This is a genomic window from Mycetocola lacteus, from assembly GCF_003667575.1.
Taxonomy (GTDB): Bacteria; Actinomycetota; Actinomycetes; order Actinomycetales; family Microbacteriaceae; genus Mycetocola; species Mycetocola lacteus.
In genome coordinates this window covers 311,228-330,284 of the sequence record NZ_RCUY01000005.1, presented here as the reverse complement: position 1 = coordinate 330,284, position 19,057 = coordinate 311,228, and the positions used below count along the sequence as shown (strand labels likewise).

Sequence of the window (19,057 nt, the reverse complement as noted above, 5' to 3'; positions counted from 1 at the left end):
CGCGTCAACGGGTCCGGGGAGGCTTCGGGGTGATCGTGCGTCACATCCAGTCACGTGGGGTCATGTGCGCGGCCCCGCACAGCGTTACAGGGAGAAGAAGGTGGGAACGCACGCCGTGTCTGGACGTCGGCCAGCCACGGCGTGCCCATTCCCAAACGTCCCCCCGCTAGCGCTGGCTGGCCACAAACGCCACCATCTCGCGCACCCGCTCCAGGGTCAGGCCCATCTTCCAGGACACCAGCTTGATGATCGGCACCTGCTCCACCATCCGCAGCAGTTCGGGGGCACCGCCGGCGGCAAACGCCTCCATTCGGTCCCGAACGCTCTGCAGCAGCGGGCCACCCACCGGGTGCGCAAACCACTCACCCACGGTGGAGTACTCGCTGAGCTCGGACACCCAGTCGTCTCCGGGCACCGCAATGGTTTCGCTCAGGTGGATGCGCCGGGAGGAGGAACCGACCTGCACGGTGTAGGCCCCGGCATCCACGCGCCAGCGGTGCTGGCCGGCATCCCAGGTGGCGAAGTCGCGGGCGTTCAGGTGCAGGGTTACCCGCTCGCTTTCCCCGGAGACCAGGTGCACCTTGGCGAATCCGCGCAGCTCCTGGGCGGGGCGGGTCGGCGTGTTCTCGGTGGTGCCCACATAGAGCTGGACCACCTCGGATCCGGCGCGCTCGCCGACGTTGGTGACGGTGGCCGACACCAACCAGGTGTGGGGATCGGTGCCCGGCACCACGGCGAGATCGTCATAGTCGAAGCGGGTGTAGCCCAGGCCGAAGCCGAACTCATAGGCGACCGGCACATCCAGCGTGTTGTAATGGCGGTAGCCCACATAGACGCCCTCGCCGTACCCCACGTGTCCGTCGCGTCCGGGGAAGTGCAGGAACGACGGGGTGTCCGAGAGGCGCAGCGGGATGGTCTCGGTCAGGCGCCCGCCGGGGGAGGCCAGACCGAACAGAACCTCGGCGGTGGCCAGACCACCGCCCTGGCCCAGCAGCCAGGTTTCCAGGATCGCCTCCACCGAGGATGCCCACTCCGCCACCTCGACCGTGGCCCCATTGGAGAGCACCACGACGATCGGGATGTTCAGGGTGGTCAGGCGCTCAAGCAGCGCGAGCTGTCCGGCGGGCAGCGCCAGGGTGTCGCGGTCAAAGCCCTCGGATTCGAAGCCGTCGGGCAGGCCCAGGAACAGCAGGATCCGGTTGGCACCGGTCGCCGCGGCCACGGCCTCCTCGGTCAGGGCTGCGGCGGTGTCCGGGTTATCGGTGAGCGAGAATCCGGGTGCAAAGGCGACGTTTTCGGGGCCGATCAGCGCGGTAATCTCCTCGAGGGCACCGGATAGTCGGGTGGGAACCACGCGGCTGGATCCGCCACCCTGATAGCGCGGGGTGCGGGCGAACTCGCCGATCACCGCGATCCGCGCGTCGGCGGCGGGATCCAGCGGCAGGAGGTCACCCTCGTTGCGCAGCAGGACCATCGCCTCGGCCGCGGCATCGGCGGCCAGGCGGTGGTGGGCATCCACATCCACCGGATCGGTCGCGAGTGCCGGGTCGGTGGTGCGCGCGGCCAGCAGGCGCAGGCGCTCCGCCACGGTGTCCAGCACGGCCTCATCGAGGGTGCCGTTGTTGACCGCGTCCACAATTTCGGCATCCGTGTCCGACGGCGGCATCTCCAGATCGAGGCCCGCGGCAACCGAGGCGACCCGGTCATTCACAGCACCCCAGTCGGACACGAGCACGCCGTCAAAGCCCCACTCGCCGCGCAGCAGGTCCGTGAGCAGCGCCGGGTCCTCGCTGGCGAAGGTGCCGTTGATGCGGTTATAGGCCGACATCAGCGCCCAGGGCTTGGCCTCGGTCACCACGTGCTCAAACGCCGGGAGGTAGATTTCGCGCAGGGTGCGCTCATCCACGTCGGCGCTCACCCGCATGCGGTCGGTCTCCTGGTTGTTGACCGCGAAGTGCTTGGGGGTTGCGGCCACACCCCGGGACTGGATGCCGCGCACCAGGGCGGCGGCGATGCGTCCGGTGATGTGCGGGTCCTCGGACACGTACTCAAAGTTGCGCCCACCCAGCGGGGAGCGCTTAATGTTCATGCCCGGACCCAGCAGCACGTGCACCCCCTGCGCGCGAGCCTCGCGGCCCAGCGCCTCGCCGATGCGGTGGGCGAGGTCCACGTTCCAGGAGGACCCGAGGCCCACGGCAGGCGGGAAGCAGGTGGCCGGGACACTGTCGCCGATGCCGAGGTTGTCGCCGCCCTCCTGCTGGCGACGCAGGCCGTGCGGCCCGTCGGTCAGCATCAGTCGCGAGATATCTCCGGCGGCGGTGGAGTACCAGGTGGCGCTGCCCGAGGTGAGCGAGGCTTTTTCTTCGAGGGTCAGCTCGGCGGGGGAGTCGGGGGAAGGGGATGTCATCGAATCGGTGTCCTTTCGGGGTGGCCCGCGGTAACGCCGGGGCGATACTCGGGAAAACTGGGAGCCGGCCGCGGGGTGATCCCCAGGGTGCGCAGAAAGACCACGAGTGAATCGTAGGTCGTGACGCGGTCCGGCGCGAGCATCCACTGCAGCTGCAGACCGTCGGCGAGGGCGACAAACTGCCGTGCGGCATCCAGTGGGGAGATGTCCACCGGGGGCGGTGACTCGGCAAAGAGCTCGGCGAAGGCGCGTCCGGCCACCGTGCACAGCAGCTCGTAGCGATCGGCGAAGAAAACGTGCGCCGGATGCTCGGGGTCGGTGGCCTCGCTGGACACCTTCACAAACAGCGAGACGATGCCCGGGCGATAGACGTTGTCGTGGATCACGTGCAGCGCCCATTCGAGCACCTCGAGTCCGTGGGCACCCTCGCGCAGCTCGGCAATATCCGAGCTGTCTCGGCGACGCAGCACCTCGAGTAGCAGCTCGTCTTTGCTGCCGAAGTGGTGCAGTAGACCCACGTGGCTGATGTGGGCGTTGGCCGCGATCTCGCGGATCGAGACGCCCTTGAAGCCCGATTCGGCAAACAGCTCAAATGCCGAGTCGATGATGCGGGTGCGGGTCTGCCCGCCCTTGCGAGTCGGTGGCGTGGGGGTCACTGGGTCCTCATCTCCTCGCTGAAATCCGGTGTGTGGCGGCGCGAATGCCCCGCTGAAAATAAAAAGTACCACATGGTAGAAAAATGTGTATAGGATGACGTACACCCCAACTGGGGACCCCCCAACCCGATCCCGATTTCGATCAGTGATCTAAGCAACGAGGTTTAGAACTATGAAACTTGGAAAGTGGAGTGGCTTTGCCGCACTCACCCTCGCCACGGGTGTTTTGCTGTCCGGATGTGCGGGCGCAGCCCAATCTCCGGCGGCATCCGACACCCTCAACATCGCCACGCTGACGGTCCCGCAGAGCCTGGACCCGATCAACGCCACCGGCAGCAACGTGCCGTTCTTCCAGGCGGTCTATGACACCCTGATCCGTCGCCAGGCCAACGGCGATTTCACCCCGATGCTCGCCACCAAGTGGGAGTACAACGCCGACAACACCCAGCTCACGCTCACCCTGCGCGACGACGTGAAGTTCCACGACGGCACACCCTTCAACGCCGAAGCGGTCAAGGCCAACATCGACCGATTCCGAGCCAGCACCGGAGCTGACTCCAAGGGTCTCAAAAACGTTTCCGAGGTCACCGTCGTAGACCCCACCCACGTCACCATCGCGCTGAGCGCCCCGGACCCCAGCCTGCTGTTCCGCCTGAGCGACTCGGCCGGACTGATGGCCAACCCCGCCGCCTTTGCCAACCCCGATTCGCTGAAGACCACCCCCGATGGCACCGGCCCCTACGACCTGGACAAGAGCAAGACGGTCATCGGCACCAAGTGGGTCTACGACCGCGACGCCAAATACTGGGGCGACAAGCTGCCGTACCAGACGCTGACCCTGAGTGTCTTCGACAATGAAAACGCGATCGTCAACGGCCTGAAGACCGGCCAGATCGACACCGCCCTGCTGCAGAGCGCCGACCAGCGCGCCGCGGCCAAGCAGGACGCACAGTTGAAGATCCAGGACTCCAACGTCGACGTGCAAAGCATCATCCTGTTCGACCGCGCCGGCGCGATGGTCCCGGCCCTCAGTGACGCCCGCGTGCGCCAGGCGCTGAACTATGCCATCGACCGCGACACCATGCTCAAGCAGATCCGTCAGGGCCTCGGCGTCACCACCAGCCAGATGTTTGGTACCGACACCCTGGGCTATGACAAATCGCTGGACAACTACTACACCCACGACCCCAAGAAGGCCAAGGAACTCCTGGCCGAGGCCGGCTACGCCAACGGGTTTGACCTGACCCTGCCGCGGATGGCGGCCATCGTGGACGATGCGCTCGCCGCCTCGCTCAAGGCCGACTTCGCCGCGGTGGGGGTCAAACTCACCTGGCAGGACGTGGATCAGGCCACCGCGCTCAAGCAGATCTTCACCGATAAGGGCTTCCCCGGCCTCGTGCTGAGCCTCGGCCAGCCGGCAAATGACTGGCTGATGATCTCCAGCCAGCTGCAGCCGGGCTCGTTCAACATCTTCGGGTACACCGATCCCGAGGCCACCGCGCTGATCACCAAGATCCAGCACGAGTCCGTGGCCGATTCGAAGGCCGATGCCCAGGCGCTCAACAAGCACATCGTCGAGCAGGGCTGGTTCATCCCCTTCTACCGCCAGACCTACGCCCTGGTCACCGATGGCAGTGTCAACGTGACCCAGCAGTCGGGTATGGCCGTGCCGTCGATCTACAACTACACCCCGGCCAAGTAACAGGTAAGGCTCGTCCCCACGACCATGATTTCCTTTCTCATTCGACGACTCCTGGCGAGCATCGTCCTGCTGTTTGTCATCTCGGCAATAGCATTCCTTCTGCTCTCGGCCCCGCACACCGATGTGGGACGCGTCCTGCTCGGTCAGGCGGCGGAGCAGAGCCTCGTTGACGCAATAAACGCGGAGCTCGGCCTCAACCAGCCGGTACTGGTGCAGTACCTCACCTGGTTGGGCAACGCGCTCCGGGGTGATCTGGGCACGTCCTGGTTCACCAGCGAGAATGTGCTTAGCGCGATCGGCAACCGGATCCCGGTCACCCTCTCCCTGATGGTGGGTGTGACCCTGATCACCGCGGTTGTGTCGTTTGCGCTGGGGATCTGGGCCGGTGTGCGCCGCGGCGCCGCCGACCGGTTTGTCCAGATCATCGGGGTCGTGGGGTACGCGCTGCCCGGCTTCCTGGTCACCCTGATCATGGTGCTGGTGTTTGCGGTTCAGCTGCGCTGGTTCCCGGCGATCGGCTATGTCGACTTCTTCACCTCCCCGGCGGGCTGGCTCTCGACCGTGACGCTGCCGATTCTGGCCCTCTCGGTGGGCTCGATCGCCGGGGTCTCCCAGCAGGTGCGGGCCTCGGTCATCGAGGTGATGCGTAAGGACTACGTGCGCACGCTGCGCTCGCGGGGGCTGAGCCCGCGCCGGATCATCTTCCGGCACGTGCTGCGAAACGCCTCGGCCCCCGCCCTCACGGTGCTCGGCATGCAGTTTGTGGGCATGCTGGGCGGCGCGGTCATCGTCGAGCAGATCTTCGGTCTGCCGGGTATTGGCAGCATGACCGTCTCCTATACAACCCGGGGTGATATCCCCATCATCATGGGCCTGGTGATGTTCACGGTGATCGGCGTGGTGGTTATTAACCTCCTCGTGGACGTCGTGGTGAGCTGGCTCAACCCGAAAGCGAGACTCGCATGAGTGATCCCATTCCGGACTCGACCGCCGCGATTGCGTTGGCCCCCACGGCCCGCCCGGTCACCGCGTTCCGCCGCTTCCTGAGCAAGCCCCTGGCCGTGGCCGCGGCGATTGTGCTGGCCATCGTGGTGCTGGTGGCGATCTTCGCGCCGCTGCTGGCCCCGTTTGATCCCGGTGCCTCCTCGCTCAAGGATGCCTTCGGTCCCGCCGACGGAACCCACCTGCTGGGTTTCGACTCGGCCGGACGCGACGTCTTTAGCCGCCTGATCTGGGGTGCCCAGAACACCATGAGCGGTGCGGGGATCGCGCTGATTGTGGCGCTGGTCCTGGGCATCCCGACCGGTCTGATCGCCGGATACTACGGGCGCTGGTTCGATTCGGCCTCGAGCTGGATCGTCAACCTGGTGATGTCCCTCCCAGCGATGGTGGTGCTGCTGGCCTCGCGGGCGATTCTCGGGCCGACCGTCTGGGTCCTGATGATCGTGATGGGTGTCCTGGTGGCCCCGAGCTTCTTCCGCCTGGTGCGCGGCATCGTGGGCAACGTCCGCAACGAGCTGTATGTGGACGCCGCCCGGGTATCGGGTCTGCGGGACTGGCGCATCATCGGTCGTCACGTCTTTATCGTGGTGCGCGCGCCGATCATCATTCAGGTGGCCCTGGTCGCCGGTGTGGCCATCGGCCTGCAGGCGGGTCTGGAGTTCCTGGGGATCACCAGCGGCGACACCCCGACCTGGGGCGCGATGCTCAACGAGGCCTTCCAGAACATTCAGCGCGCGCCGCTGCTGCTGCTCTGGCCCGGCCTGGCGCTGGGACTCACCAGCGCCTCGCTGGTACTGCTGGCCAGCGGGCTCTCCGACGTGCTGGGCGAGCGTGGTGCCCCCGCGGCCCGCCGTCGCACCCGCAAGAACGCTGCCCCCGCGGCCGTGGTTCCCAGCACCTCGGTGCCGGCCCCCGTAAGTCGCGGCGCGCTGCTCTCGATCCGCGACCTGGCCGTGAGCTACGAGCTGGCCGACGGGAGTGACCGCGAGGTTGTGCACGGCATCAACCTCGACATCGAGCCCGGGGAAATCCTCGGCCTGGTCGGGGAGTCCGGTTCGGGAAAGAGCCAGACGGCATTCTCGATCCTGGGCATCCTGCCCGAGGGTGGATCGGTCTCCCGTGGCAGCGTGACCATTCAGGGCATCGAGGTCATCGGCCTGGCCGAGAAGAAGCACCGCGAGCTGCGCGGCACCGTGGTGGCCTATGTGCCGCAGGAGCCGATGAGTAACCTCGATCCGTCCTTCACGATCGGCGATCAGCTCGCCGAACCGTTGCGCGTGCGCCTGGGACTCTCCAAGCAGGCGGCCAAGGCGCGCGTGCTGGAGCTGCTGCAGATGGTGGAGATCGCCGATCCCGCCCGCACCTTCGCCGCCTACCCGCATGAAATCTCCGGTGGCATGGCGCAGCGGGTGCTGATCGCCGGGGCCATGTCCTGCGACCCCGACCTGCTGGTGGCCGATGAGCCCACAACCGCGCTGGATGTGACCGTGCAGGCCGAGGTGCTCAGCCTGCTGCGTCGCCTGCGCGCGGACCGCGGCATCGGCGTGCTGATCGTGACCCACAACCTCGGCGTGGTTGCCGACCTCTGCGATCGCGTGGCGGTCATGCAGCAGGGTCGGATCGTCGAACAGGGCACGACCGAGCAGATCCTGGTCACCCCCGAACACCCCTATACCCGCCAGCTGCTGGGGGCCGCGCTCGACGGTGTCGACGCGCGTCCCGAATGGCAGCCCCGATCCACGGAGGTCTCCGCATGACCCGGGAAAACTCGCTCCTTGAGGTCAACAACGTGCGCGTCGCGTTTGGCAGCACGGGGTTCCGGAAGTCCCCCAACGAGGTGCTGCACGGCGTCTCCCTCGACGTCCGTGAGGGCGAGACGATGGGGCTGGTGGGGGAGTCGGGCTCCGGCAAAACCACCATCGGCCGGGCGATCCTCGGACTGGCTCCGGTCTCCGGGGGCGAAATCCTCTTCCAGGGGAAGCGGATCGACAACCTCTCGGCCCGGCACCGTCGCTCGCTCAGTCGCGATATCCAGGTGGTGTTCCAGGACCCCTACACCTCGCTGAACCCGGCGATCTCGATCGGTGACACCCTCTCCGAGCCGCTGCTTGCCCAGGGCTACACCTCGCGCGATGCCAAGCGCCGGGTGGGCCAGCTCCTGGATCGGGTGTCCTTGCCCGCGGATGCGCTTGAGCGGCTGCCGCGGGAGTTCTCCGGCGGTCAGCGCCAGCGGGTCGCGATCGCCCGGGCGCTGGCGATCAGCCCCAAGCTGATCGTGTGCGACGAGGCCGTGTCGGCGCTCGACCTCACGACCCAGCGCACGGTGCTGGAACTGCTGCTGGAGATCCAGGAGCAGACCGGGGTGTCCTACCTCTTTATCTCGCACGACCTGGCGGTGGTGCGCTATATGAGCCACCGCATCTCGGTGATCTACCGCGGCGACATCGTCGAGACCGGCACCGCGCGGGAGGTCACCGACAACCCGCAGAACCCCTATACCCGCAAGCTCCTGCTCTCGGCCCCGATCGCGCAGCCCGCCGAGCAGGCCGCGCGCCGGGCCGCCTATGAGCGCGAGTTTGCGTCCACCCCGCGATAATCCAGACGGTAAGGAAGCCCTCCCCTGATGACACACACAACCCCCTCACCCCTGGTTCCGCTGCCCGCCTCGGTGCACCTGGGCGACCCGATTGCGCTGGGTGAGACCCTGCGGATCGAGGCCGCGCCCGGGCTCGACGCGGTCCTGGACACGTTTGCCACGCTGGCCCGGCGCACCCGCGGGGTGGAGGTCGAGCCCGTTGCCGTGGGGATCGACGCCCGGATCCGGGTCGAGCTGGGCCTCGACCCGGAGTCCACTGGGATCGCCCCGGCCGCGGGTTTTGACCCGCGGCCGGTCCCCGCCGACGAGCGCTTCACTATCGACACCCACGAGGGCCTTGTTCTGCTGCGCGCGGCCTCGCCCGAGGGGGCGTTCCGCGGCCTGGTCACCATTCTGCAGGCGCTGGACACCTCGGGTCCCGGACTCGTGCTGCCCGCGCTCACGATCGTGGACGGCCCCGCCTTTGCCTGGCGGGGACTCTCCTTCGACACCGTGCGGCACCTCTACCCGACCGCCGAGATCGAGGCGGTGATCGACCTGCTGGCCTATCACCGCATCAGCGTTCTGCACCTGCATCTGAGCGACACCCAGGGTTGGCGACTGGAATCCACGGCCTATCCGCGGGCCGCCTCGGTCTCGGCCGCGGGGGAGCGTGAGCACTGGACCCGGGAGGAATTCCGGGCGCTGATCACCTTCGCCGCCGCGCGGTTTATCACGATCATCCCCGAGCTGGATCTGCCCGGGCACACGGCCGCGGCGATTGCCGCCTATCCCGAGCTGGATACCCCCGGCACCTTCGATCACCCCCAGGTGAAGTTCCTCTCGCCCGAGAACCCGGAGGCCGTGACCTTTGCAACCACGGTTCTGAGCGAGCTGGCCGAGATCAGCCCCGGTCCGTACCTCCACATCGGTGGGGACGAGGCCTTCGGGATGCCGGATGAGCAGTACGCGGACTTTGTCCGCCTGCTGCACGCCCACGTTCGGAGCCTCGGCAAGCGGGTCATCGGCTGGCAGGAGGCGGCGCGAGCCGAGGTCTTTGAGTCGAGCGACGTGCTGCAATTCTGGATCGCCGAGAAGGACGCCTTCGACGCCGACGCCATGCGCGCCAGCGTCCCCGAAGAGTACCTGCCGCTGGTCGAGCTGGCCGCGAAAACCTTCGCCCATGCCCCCGGAGATATTAGCCTGGCGACAGGCCGGGAGACCCCGATCCTGGTGTCCTCCTCCTCGCCGCTGTATCTGGACCGTCGGCACGCCGAGGGCCGCGTGGATGCTGATGGCACCCCGCTCGCCGAGGCACCGGGTGAGCCCGGGTTCCCGCACTATGCGGCCGAACCGACCTCGGGCCTGAACGACTGGGATCCCGCCGCCCACGCCCGCACCGCGCTGAACGATGCCCGGGTGGTGGGGGTCGAGGCGGCGATCTGGGCCGAGACGATCGAGTCGATTGACGACCTGGCCTTCCTGCTGCTGCCGCGCCTTCCGCTGGTGGCCGAGCGGATGTGGCGGGCCGAGTCTCGCGAGTGGGCCGACACCGCCGCGCGCCTGCGCGCACAGACCCCGGTGTGGGACGCGCTCGGATTCGGTGGCTACTATCGCTCGGCCGAGGTCTTCGGCACCGCCGAGGCTCAGGCATGAGTATCCCGGCCGCCGCGCGCTTAGCCGCGAGCCCCGAGCAGATCGCGCTGGCGATCGATATCGGCGGCACCACGATCAAGGGTGCCGCGCTCACGCGATCCGGTGAGGTGTGCGCCGAGTTCACGGTCCCCACCCGGGAGCAGCAGCGCGGCCCGCTGGACGGCGTCCGCCTGGTTGTCACCGAGCTGCAACGACGCCTGGGGGAGCACGGGCGCGAGGCGCACCGGGTGGGCCTCGCCTCGCCGGGACTGATCGACACCCCCACCGGCACCGTCGGCTATTCGGCGAACCTCGGCTGGCGCGACCTCGCCCTCACCGACATCATCGCCGCGGAGTTCGGCCTGCCCGCGGTCCTGCTGCACGATGCCCGCGCGGGTGCGGTGGCCGAGCGTTCGGCGCTGGCGGCGGCCGGGGAATCCGATGCCTCGCTGGCCTTCGTGCCGATCGGTACCGGAATCGCCGCCGCGCTCGTGGACGGCGGCCGGTTTGTGGCCGGCGGGGCCGGCGGCGCGGGGGAGTTTGGGCACATCGTGGTGGTGCCCGGCGGCGAGGCCTGCCCGTGTGGGCTCGCCGGATGCGTGGAAATCTACGCGTCGGCCGCCAACATCGTCCGCCGCTATCGAGAGCGCGGCGGCGTGGCCTCCGGGGCCGATCAGGTGGCCGCGCGGATCCCCACCGATCCCCGGGCCGCCGAGGTGTGGAGCGACGCTGTGGATGCGCTGGCTCGTGGACTCGCCGCGCTGACCGCGATCCTCGATCCCGCCCGCATCGTCATCGGCGGCGGGCTGGGCCTGGCCGGGGACACCCTGCTGATCCCGCTGCGCGCGCGCACCCGCACCCTGCTGCCGTGGCGGCCGGTCCCGCCGATTGGAGCGTCGGCCACCGGGGCACGAGCCGGTCTGGTTGGGGCGGGCGTGGCCGCCTGGGGCGAGGAGGGTCCCGATGCGGGGTTTGTCGCCGCGGCGATCCGTCACCTGGAGGCCGCCTCGCGAGCGCACGGAGAGCACGACCAGCGCGCCAGCTAGCGCGTTGTGGTCTCCACCGGCAGCCCGATCGCGCCCAGATAGGTGAGGATCGAGCGCTCCAGATTCACCGTCTCGGGGGCATACTCCCACTGAATCTGTAGGCCGTCGGAGAGGGCCACCATGTGCTGGGCCGCCTGATCGGCGGGAACCAGCGGGGAGGTCATGCCCAGGCGTGCATAGGTGCGGGAAATCGAGTCGCTGATCAGGTCCTGGGCGGTCTGATAGCGCGCCACGAAGTGTTCATGGGCAGGATGGCCGGGATCGGTGGCCTCGCTGGAAATCTTCACATACAGCGGGATCATATGCGGCTGGGTGGTAATGCGGTGCAGGTGATCCAGGTACCAGCGCAGATCAATCAGCGGATCCGCGGAGCTCTTCTGCGCCTCGTGCAGCACCGTGAGCTGCTCGCGCAGGCTGTGCTCATCGGTGATGTCTCGGGACACCATGATCCGCATCAGGATCTCGTCCTTATTGGCAAAGTGGTGCAGCAGTCCCACATGGGTGATCTCGGCGCGGGCGGCAATCTCCCGTAGGGACACCGCGTTGAACCCCGACTCGGCAAACAGCTCGAGGGCCGCATCGAGAATGCGCTGCTGGGTGCGAGCTCCCTTGGAGCCCTTTTTGGGGATCCGGGCACGCGATTGTGCCATCGTCAGAACGGCCGGGGCGGTGCCGGGATCGGGTCGTTCCGAGGTGCTCATGACCCCCAAGTTTACGGGCTTTCGGTCGCCGCGAGTGTCTATTCCACGCGTGTGTTTGAGGGGAACTGGGGATGAGTATCGGGGGACCCCACACGCACAACCGGCCGGGTTCTCACGCGGAGAACTCGGCCGGTTGTCGTGACGGGTGACGCGGTGCCTACTCCGCTGCCCGGCGACGTCGAGCACCCAGCAGGAGGGTGGTTCCCACGGCCGCCAGCAGACCCATCGACAGGGCCAGCGCGCCGAAATCGCCACCGGTGGTGGGCAGACCGGCAGTGCCGCGGGCGATGGCGGGGGTGCCGCTCGGGGTGGCGCCAACCGGGGGAGCGCCGGCATCGGTCGGGGTGGCGGTGACGGTGCTTCCCGGTGTTTCGGCGGGAGCGGTCGGGGTGGGCGACTCATTGCTCGCCCGCGGTGCCACGGTGACCTTCAGCGTGGTATCCAGCGGGTAGAGGCCAACGGGTTCGGGGAAGGGGAGCTCTTCTCCGTCGGGCGCTCCGGGGAATGCACCGTCGGGGAGTGCGAGGTAGATGGTGACCGGGACCGTGTACACACCCGGAGTCGTCGCGGTTCCGCTCAGGCGGAAGGAGATCGGAGCCTCCTCGGCCTCATCGGCGGCGACCTGGGTGTCGAGGGCCAGCAGCGGAACGGGGAGGACTTCCTCTCCCTCCTCCGGCCAGGTCACCTCGGGCTCGGTCTCCTCCTCGGCGGAGGGCTTGTCCCCCAGAATCGTGGTGAGTGTCAGGCCGGCGGGCAGCCCGGTGGCGCGGGTGGTGGCGTCGAATCCGGGGATCATGAAGTACCCCATGTCGAGCAGTTCCTGGCCGATTGTGGTGGTGAGTTCGGTGTCCACGGGAGTGCCCTCAATCACCGACGCGTCCCGGAAATCCACCGGGGCACCGGGAGCCACGTGGGTCTCGCCAAAGTGCGCATCGATGTTTGCCAGCAGCGGGCGGGTGAATGCCAGCGCGGCATCCAGTGCGCTGGGGATTCTGACCGGATAGTCAACCACCAGGGCGGTCACCTCAAACAGACTCGCTCCCGTGGTGGTGGCCGAGAAGGCGCCGGAATCGGAATCCGTCGTCAGGGTCGGAGCCGAGCCGTCGGACTTTACCGAGACCCCGGAGAGTGCGGCGGGTGGTTCGGAGGGATCCACGTTGTGGGCGAGCAGGGTGTGGGAGGTGGACTCGACCACCGAGGTGTGTCGGGCGGCGAAGGCGCCGTCAACGGTCGCGGTGAGGGTATCGGCCTTCTCGCCCGCGATCGAATAGGTCCAGCGCGCGTAGTTGCCCTCGATGGTCAGGGTCAGGGCCACCGTGTAGGCCTCGGTAAAGGCATCGCCCGTGTTCCCCGTGAGCGTGATGACGCTCTTCCCACCGGAGCGGGGGTTCACCGAGCGTGTGTCCGCGGAAAAGTTCCAGGAGCTTCCGCCCTGGCTGAGCGTCAGGGCGCCAATCTCGCTAAAGGCGGGGAAGCTCCAGCCCACCAGGCCGGGATCGGCGCGGAACCCGAACCCACTGCGGAGGGTGCCGGTCGTGGTATTGGCCGGGCCCCAGATGGTTGAGGATGTGTTGATGGTCTGCAGGGCCTGTACATCGGCCTGGGCCGGCTGGAGGGCCGAGGCGCCCAGCAGGGATCCGCCCACCAGGGCGAGGCTGATACCGGCCGCGCCGAGGCGGCGGGAGGCAGAATTATGACGCAGGATTGAGGCTCTCACGGGGTCCAATCGGGTGTGCGCATGGTTTTCGCCTGGCCGGGTGCCCGCGGCGATGCGGCTTTAGCTAGGAATCGTAGTGGAACAGGAGTGTCAAGGCGAGGGTTCGGAGCGCCCGGATCACGTTTGTGCCGAGGACTGGGGGTATCCAGGCGTGTGTACCGCCAGGCTCGGCATGCCGACGTCGTGGTTGTCTTGTCCTCGTCCCTGTCAGCCTCCCGGAGTAGGCTGAAGGAAGCGTCGGGCTAGGGGCCCGCGCCTGGCGAGGGGACACTCATGGCCGCAGCGGAATCCGTCAATAACGGCCTCGAAGATACCGATGGTCAGGGCGGCCTGCGCGATTTTGGGTCGACCACACTGACCGAGCTGGACCTCGACATCACCGGTGTCGAGCGCCTGAACCCGCGCATGCGGATCGTGATCGGCGCGGAGGAGACCCGATGAGTGGGCGGCAGTCGCTGAACATCGAGGTGCGCGGCGGCCGCGTGCACAACCTCAAAAACGTAGACGTGGACGTGCCGCTGGGAGAAATGGTCGCGATCGCCGGGGTTTCGGGTTCGGGGAAGTCCTCGCTGGCCATGGGGATCCTCTACGCCGAGGGATCCCGCCGATATGTGGAGGCCCTGTCCACCTATACCCGCCGGCGCATGTCACATGCGACCCGGGCGGCGGTGGATTCGGTCCGCCACATCCCCGCGGCCCTGGCGCTTCGCCAGCGTCCCGGCGTGCCCGGGGTGCGCTCCACCTTCGGGACCTCGACCGAGCTGCTGAACGTGCTCCGGGTGATGTTCTCGCGTCTCGCCTCACACTCCTGCCCCAACGGCCACCGCCACGTTCCCACAATCGACGTGGCCGCCGACCTGCCGCTCACCTGTGCGACCTGCTCGGCCGTGTTCCGCGCGCCCGGGGCCGAATCGCTCGCGTTCAACTCCGACGGTGCCTGCCCCACCTGCTCGGGCACCGGCATCGTCCGCGACGTGGATGATGCCTCCCTGGTTCCTGACCCCTCCAAAACCATCGCCGAGGGTGCGGTGACCCCGTGGGGCATGGCGGGCCTGTCGGTGATGCCGCAGGTGGTGGCCGAGTTTGGGGTGCGGATCGACGTGCCCTACTCCGAGCTGAGTGAGCGGGAACGCCAGATCGTGCTGGACGGTCCCGACGAGAAGCGGCACATCACCGTCGCCTCGAAAAACGGCAAGGTGTTCTCGATGGACTTCACCTTCCGCAGCGCCCGACGGGCGGTCCGCGAGGCCCTGAATAATGCGACCAGCGAGAAGGGGCTGGCCCGGGTGAACCGCTACATCACCGCGGGAACCTGCCGCAACTGCCACGGTACCCGGCTCAGCGTGGCGGCCCGGGATCCGCTGATCGAGGGGATGAACCTCGCCGAGGCGACCGCGCTTTCACTGGACCGGATCACCGAGTGGGCTCCCACCGTGGAGGCGACGTTGCCGCCCGAGATGCGGGCGATGGCGCGCCTGCTCGCCGATCAGCTGACCGACATGGGCCGTCGCCTGCGTGAACTGGGCCTCGGCTATCTGACCCTGGACCGTGCCGGATACACCCTGTCCACCGGGGAGCGGCAGCGTGTGCAGCTCGCCCGCGCGGTTCGCAACCAAACTACCGGTGTGCTCTACGTGCTGGACGAACCCTCAATCGGGCTGCATCCGGCGAACCTCGACGGGCTGATCGGCGTGATTCGGGACCTGCTGGCCGAGGGGAACTCGGTGGTCCTGGTGGACCATGATGTGCAGGTTCTGCGCGAGGCCGACCGGATTATCGAGATCGGCCCGGGCTCGGGGGTGGATGGCGGAACCGTGGTCGCCAACGATACCCTCGCCGAGATCGTGAACAACCCCGACTCGGTGATCGGCGGTTTCATCGCCGGAACCGAACCGGTGGTGGTGCGCCCGCGCCTGGGCACCGAGGACGTGTTTGCGCACGGCGGAATCGAGATCGAGACCGCCCCGCTGCACACCGTACACGCGCTCCGGGCACGGTTCCCCCGGGGACGCCTGACCGCGGTCACCGGGATGTCGGGCTCGGGCAAAACCACCCTGGTGTTGGAAAGCCTGGTTCCCGCGCTCGCCGCCGAGGGAAGGATTCCGGCACACGTGACCCGCATCGAGGCCGACGGCATCAGCCGTGCCGACGTGGTGGATGCGACCCCGATCGGCACCAATATCCGCTCCACCGTGGCCACCTACAGCGGGGTCCTCGACGTGCTGCGGCGCGAGTTTGGCGGTCTGCCCGCGGCGGCCTCGCGTGGGCTCGGGGCCGCAGATTTCTCCTATAACACCGGCTCGCTGCGCTGCCCGCGCTGCGAGGGGACCGGGCAGATCGTGCTGGATGTCCAGTTCCTTCCCGACGTGGATATTGACTGCCCCGACTGCGCGGGCACCCGCTACGCGCCGCTGGCTCAGGAGATTCGCCGCCCCGGTCCCGACGGCACCGAGTATTCCCTGCCGGATCTGCTGGCCCTCACCGTCACCCAGGCCGTGGACGCACTCGCCGACCTGCCCCGGGTGCGCAAGAAGCTCGCCACCCTGGTTGACCTGGGCCTCGGCTACCTGACCCTGGGGGAGGATACCCCGGCCCTTTCCGGCGGCGAGGCGCAGCGCCTCAAGCTCGCGTCCGAGCTGGGCCGCGATCAGCACAGCGCGGTGTTTGTGCTGGATGAGCCGAGCGTGGGCCTGCATCCGCGCGATATTCGGGTGCTGCTGCGGGTGCTGGACGGGCTGCTGGAGCGCGGGGCCACGGTCATCGTGATCGAGCACGACCTCGACATGATCGCCAACGCCGACTATGTGATCGACCTGGGTCCCGGTGGCGGAAGCGATGGGGGACGCATCGTCGCGACCGGAACGCCGGAGGAGGTGGCGGCCCGACCCGAGAGTGTCACCGGCGCGCACCTGCGGGACTACCTCGCGCATTCCGTCTAAACTTTTTTCTCGATTGTCGGAATACCCTCTGGGGGTATATCGTTGGCTCAGATGTGATACCTAGGAGGGGTATCCCTCGAGAGGAGAAAATCATGGCAACCACCGAGTACCGCGTCACCGGAATGACCTGCGGACACTGTGAGTCTTCGGTTCGCGAAGAGGTCGAGCAGATCGCCGGCGTCGAGGACATCCGCGTGCGTGCGCAGACCGGCGAACTGGTCATCACCTCCGCCGCCGAGCTCGACGATGCCGCCGTGCTGGCAGCCGTCACCGAGGCGGGCTACTCCGCCGTCCGAGCCTAGGCCCCACCCCACCTCACGCCGTTGCATGCCGGTCCCTCCCACGGGAGGGACCGGAAAAAGGAAGAGAAGATGAGTACCTCAACACCCGTGGCCGGTGGCCCCCACGTCGAACTGGAAATCGGCGGGATGACCTGCGCATCCTGTGCGATGCGGATCGAGAAAAAGCTCAATAAACTCGACGGCGTCGAGGCCACGGTGAACTACGCCACCGAGAAGGCCCGGGTCGCGATCCCCGAGGGATACGATCCCGCCCTGCTGATCGCCGAGGTCGAGAAGGCCGGCTATGCGGCCACTCTGCCCGCCCCTGTGAAGCCCAACGATGTCGCGGACCCGGATGCCGAGGACGCCGATCCCGAACTGATTGCGCTGCGTCAGCGCCTGATCGGGTCGATCGTGCTGAGCGTCCCGGTCATCCTGATGGCGATGATCCCCGCCCTCCAGTTCACCTACTGGCAGTGGGCCTCGCTCGCGCTCGCCGCCCCGGTGATTATCTGGGGTGCCTGGCCCTTCCACCGCGCCGCCTGGGTCAACCTCAAGCACGGCGCGGCCACGATGGACACCCTGATTTCGATGGGCACCGGTGCCGCCCTGCTGTGGTCGATCTATGCGCTGTTCTGGGGCACCGCGGGCATGCCCGGGATGACCCACCCGTTCGAATTCACCATCGGCCCCTCCGATGGGGCCTCCAATATCTACCTCGAGGTGGGTGCCGGGGTCACGATGTTCATCCTGGCCGGGCGTTACTTCGAGAAGCGCTCCAAGCGTCAGGCCGGTGCCGCACTGCGCGCGCTGATGGAACTCGGTGCCAAGGAGGTGTCGGTGCTGCGCGGCGGCGTCGAAACCAAGATCGACGTGGCCGAGCTGCGCGTCGGGGACGAATTCATTGTGCGTCCGGGGGAGAAGATCGCCACCGACGGCGTGGTGACCTCGGGTACCTCGGCGGTGGATGCGTCGATGCTCACCGGCGAATCCGTCCCGGTGGAGGTTGAACCCGGTGACACCGTGACCGGCGCGACCGTCAACGCCGGTGGACGCCTGGTTGTGCGCGCCACCCGGATCGGCTCGGACACCCAGCTTGCGCAGATGGCCAAGCTGGTGGAGGAGGCGCAGACCGGCAAGGCCGAGGTGCAGCGCCTGGCGGATAAAATCTCCGAGGTGTTTGTGCCGATCGTGATCGTGATTGCCCTGGTCACCCTGGCTGGCTGGCTGATCGCCGGATTCCCCGCGGCCGCCGCGTTCACCGCCGCCGTGGCCGTGCTGGTGATTGCCTGCCCGTGTGCGCTGGGCCTGGCGACCCCGACCGCGCTGCTGGTGGGAACCGGTCGAGGCGCCCAGATGGGCATCCTGATCAAGGGACCGGAGATTCTGGAATCCACCCGCCGGGTCGACACCGTGGTGCTGGATAAGACCGGCACCGTGACCACCGGCAAGATGACCCTGGCTCAGGCAATCACCGAACCCGGCACCGAGCGTGGCGAGCTGCTGCGCCTGGCCGGTGCGCTGGAGGATGCCTCCGAGCACCCGATCGCGCAGGCCATCGCCGCCGGTGCGACGGCCGAGAACATCGAGCTGCCCGCGGTCGAGGGTTTCACCAACATCGAGGGCAAGGGTGTGCAGGGTGTGGTGGACGGTCATGCGGTTCTGGTGGGACGCGAGTCCCTGCTGGCCGAGTGGTCGATCACGCTGAGTGCTCGGGTTTCCGCCGCCAAGGTCGAGGCCGAGGAGGCCGGAAAGACCGTGGTGGCGGTGGCCTGGGATGGGGAGGCTCGCGGAATCCTGGTGGTCGCCGATGCGGTCAAGCCCACCAGTCGCGAGGCGATCACCGCGCTCAAGGCGCTCGGGCTGACCCCGATTCTGCTGACCGGAGACAATACCGCGGTGGCCCGGCGGATTGCCGCCGAGGTGGGCATCGAGACGGTGATCGCCGAGGTGCTGCCCGCGGATAAGGTGGCCGAGGTAATCCGGTTGCAGGAGTCCGGCCGGGTGGTCGCGATGGTGGGCGACGGTGTGAATGATGCGCCAGCCCTGGCCCAGGCCGACCTGGGTTTGGCGATGGGCACGGGCACCGATGTGGCCATCGAGGCGTCGGATATCACCCTGGTGCGCGGGGATCTGCGTGGCGTGGTGGATGCGATCCGGCTCTCCCGCACAACCCTGGGCACCATCAAAACCAACCTGTTCTGGGCCTTCGCCTATAACGTGGCGGCGATTCCGGTCGCGGCGCTGGGCATGCTCAACCCGATGCTGGCCGGAGCCGCGATGGCCCTGTCGAGCGTGTTTGTGGTGGGGAACAGCCTCAGACTGCGCGGATTCCGCAGCATCGTCAAAAACTAGTCTCCCGTGCGGGCCCGGAGTATCGGGCCCACGTCGCCGCC

At 67.8% G+C, this 19,057-nt stretch carries 14 protein-coding genes; 10 read left to right on the top strand and 4 right to left on the bottom strand.

Annotation, left to right across the window (positions count from 1 at the left end):
* Nucleotides 1–166 precede the first annotated feature (166 nt).
* Complete coding sequence (locus D9V34_RS07035) at nt 167–2,407, bottom strand: glycoside hydrolase family 3 C-terminal domain-containing protein (RefSeq protein WP_121688132.1); 2,241 nt, start codon at nt 2,405–2,407, stop codon at nt 167–169.
* Entirely contained in the window at nt 2,404–3,063 is a 660-nt protein-coding gene (locus D9V34_RS07030; protein ID WP_183091891.1) for a TetR/AcrR family transcriptional regulator, read from the bottom strand. The genes D9V34_RS07035 and D9V34_RS07030 overlap by 4 nt, the downstream gene beginning before the upstream one ends.
* A gap of 172 nt (nt 3,064–3,235) precedes the next feature.
* On the opposite strand from D9V34_RS07030, the gene D9V34_RS07025 reads away from it, so the two are divergent.
* From D9V34_RS07025 to D9V34_RS07000, 6 genes are read left to right on the top strand one after another with little or no spacing between them, the layout of a single operon-like run.
* A complete protein-coding gene (locus D9V34_RS07025; protein WP_121688130.1) occupies nt 3,236–4,765 on the top strand; it encodes an ABC transporter substrate-binding protein in 1,530 nt (509 codons plus the stop codon).
* 24 nt (nt 4,766–4,789) lie between these two features.
* Nucleotides 4,790–5,731 (top strand): ABC transporter permease, encoded by a 942-nt coding sequence (locus D9V34_RS07020; RefSeq protein WP_121688129.1) that lies wholly within the window; start codon nt 4,790–4,792, stop codon nt 5,729–5,731.
* Nucleotides 5,728–7,524, top strand: a complete 1,797-nt coding sequence (locus tag D9V34_RS07015) for a dipeptide/oligopeptide/nickel ABC transporter permease/ATP-binding protein (protein ID WP_121688128.1) — start codon at nt 5,728–5,730, stop codon at nt 7,522–7,524. Before D9V34_RS07020 ends, D9V34_RS07015 begins: the two co-directional genes overlap by 4 nt.
* Nucleotides 7,521–8,363, top strand: coding sequence for an ABC transporter ATP-binding protein (locus tag D9V34_RS07010; RefSeq protein ID WP_220700553.1), 843 nt, complete (start codon nt 7,521–7,523; stop codon nt 8,361–8,363). Before D9V34_RS07015 ends, D9V34_RS07010 begins: the two co-directional genes overlap by 4 nt.
* Nucleotides 8,364–8,390: 27 nt before the next feature.
* Entirely contained in the window at nt 8,391–9,998 is a 1,608-nt protein-coding gene (locus D9V34_RS07005) for a family 20 glycosylhydrolase (protein WP_121688126.1), read from the top strand.
* Complete coding sequence (locus tag D9V34_RS07000; protein ID WP_121688125.1) at nt 9,995–11,023, top strand: ROK family protein; 1,029 nt, start codon at nt 9,995–9,997, stop codon at nt 11,021–11,023. The genes D9V34_RS07005 and D9V34_RS07000 overlap by 4 nt, the downstream gene beginning before the upstream one ends.
* Here D9V34_RS07000 and D9V34_RS17780 read toward each other — a convergent pair.
* Both D9V34_RS17780 and D9V34_RS17775 read right to left on the bottom strand, forming a co-directional pair.
* Nucleotides 11,020–11,724, bottom strand: coding sequence for a TetR/AcrR family transcriptional regulator (locus D9V34_RS17780; protein WP_183091890.1), 705 nt, complete (start codon nt 11,722–11,724; stop codon nt 11,020–11,022). The two genes, D9V34_RS07000 and D9V34_RS17780, sit on opposite strands and share 4 nt — an antisense overlap.
* A gap of 157 nt (nt 11,725–11,881) precedes the next feature.
* Entirely contained in the window at nt 11,882–13,441 is a 1,560-nt protein-coding gene (locus D9V34_RS17775) for a hypothetical protein (RefSeq protein ID WP_183091889.1), read from the bottom strand.
* A 273-nt stretch (nt 13,442–13,714) separates the two neighbouring features.
* Here D9V34_RS17775 and D9V34_RS17770 point away from each other — a divergent pair, with 273 nt between their 5' ends.
* From D9V34_RS17770 to D9V34_RS06980, 4 genes are all read left to right on the top strand, one after another.
* Entirely contained in the window at nt 13,715–13,882 is a 168-nt protein-coding gene (locus D9V34_RS17770; protein ID WP_183091888.1) for a hypothetical protein, read from the top strand.
* A complete protein-coding gene (locus tag D9V34_RS06990; RefSeq protein WP_121688123.1) occupies nt 13,879–16,380 on the top strand; it encodes an excinuclease ABC subunit UvrA in 2,502 nt (833 codons plus the stop codon). Before D9V34_RS17770 ends, D9V34_RS06990 begins: the two co-directional genes overlap by 4 nt.
* A 92-nt stretch (nt 16,381–16,472) precedes the next feature.
* Nucleotides 16,473–16,682: a heavy-metal-associated domain-containing protein gene (locus D9V34_RS06985; RefSeq protein ID WP_183091887.1), complete on the top strand. Its 210-nt coding sequence runs from the start codon at nt 16,473–16,475 to the stop codon at nt 16,680–16,682.
* A gap of 69 nt (nt 16,683–16,751) precedes the next feature.
* Complete coding sequence (locus tag D9V34_RS06980; protein ID WP_121688122.1) at nt 16,752–19,016, top strand: heavy metal translocating P-type ATPase; 2,265 nt, start codon at nt 16,752–16,754, stop codon at nt 19,014–19,016.
* Nucleotides 19,017–19,057: the final 41 nt, after the last annotated feature.

Coding starts and splice junctions, on each gene's coding strand:
- D9V34_RS07035 (WP_121688132.1), bottom strand. CDS start 2,407: ATGACATCCCCTTCCCCCGACTCCCCCGCCGAGCTGACCCTCGAAGAA.
- D9V34_RS07025 (WP_121688130.1), top strand. CDS start 3,236: ATGAAACTTGGAAAGTGGAGTGGCTTTGCCGCACTCACCCTCGCCACG.
- D9V34_RS07020 (WP_121688129.1), top strand. CDS start 4,790: ATGATTTCCTTTCTCATTCGACGACTCCTGGCGAGCATCGTCCTGCTG.
- D9V34_RS07015 (WP_121688128.1), top strand. CDS start 5,728: ATGAGTGATCCCATTCCGGACTCGACCGCCGCGATTGCGTTGGCCCCC.
- D9V34_RS07010 (WP_220700553.1), top strand. CDS start 7,521: ATGACCCGGGAAAACTCGCTCCTTGAGGTCAACAACGTGCGCGTCGCG.
- D9V34_RS07005 (WP_121688126.1), top strand. CDS start 8,391: ATGACACACACAACCCCCTCACCCCTGGTTCCGCTGCCCGCCTCGGTG.
- D9V34_RS07000 (WP_121688125.1), top strand. CDS start 9,995: ATGAGTATCCCGGCCGCCGCGCGCTTAGCCGCGAGCCCCGAGCAGATC.
- D9V34_RS17780 (WP_183091890.1), bottom strand. CDS start 11,724: ATGAGCACCTCGGAACGACCCGATCCCGGCACCGCCCCGGCCGTTCTG.
- D9V34_RS17770 (WP_183091888.1), top strand. CDS start 13,715: ATGGCCGCAGCGGAATCCGTCAATAACGGCCTCGAAGATACCGATGGT.
- D9V34_RS06990 (WP_121688123.1), top strand. CDS start 13,879: ATGAGTGGGCGGCAGTCGCTGAACATCGAGGTGCGCGGCGGCCGCGTG.
- D9V34_RS06985 (WP_183091887.1), top strand. CDS start 16,473: ATGGCAACCACCGAGTACCGCGTCACCGGAATGACCTGCGGACACTGT.
- D9V34_RS06980 (WP_121688122.1), top strand. CDS start 16,752: ATGAGTACCTCAACACCCGTGGCCGGTGGCCCCCACGTCGAACTGGAA.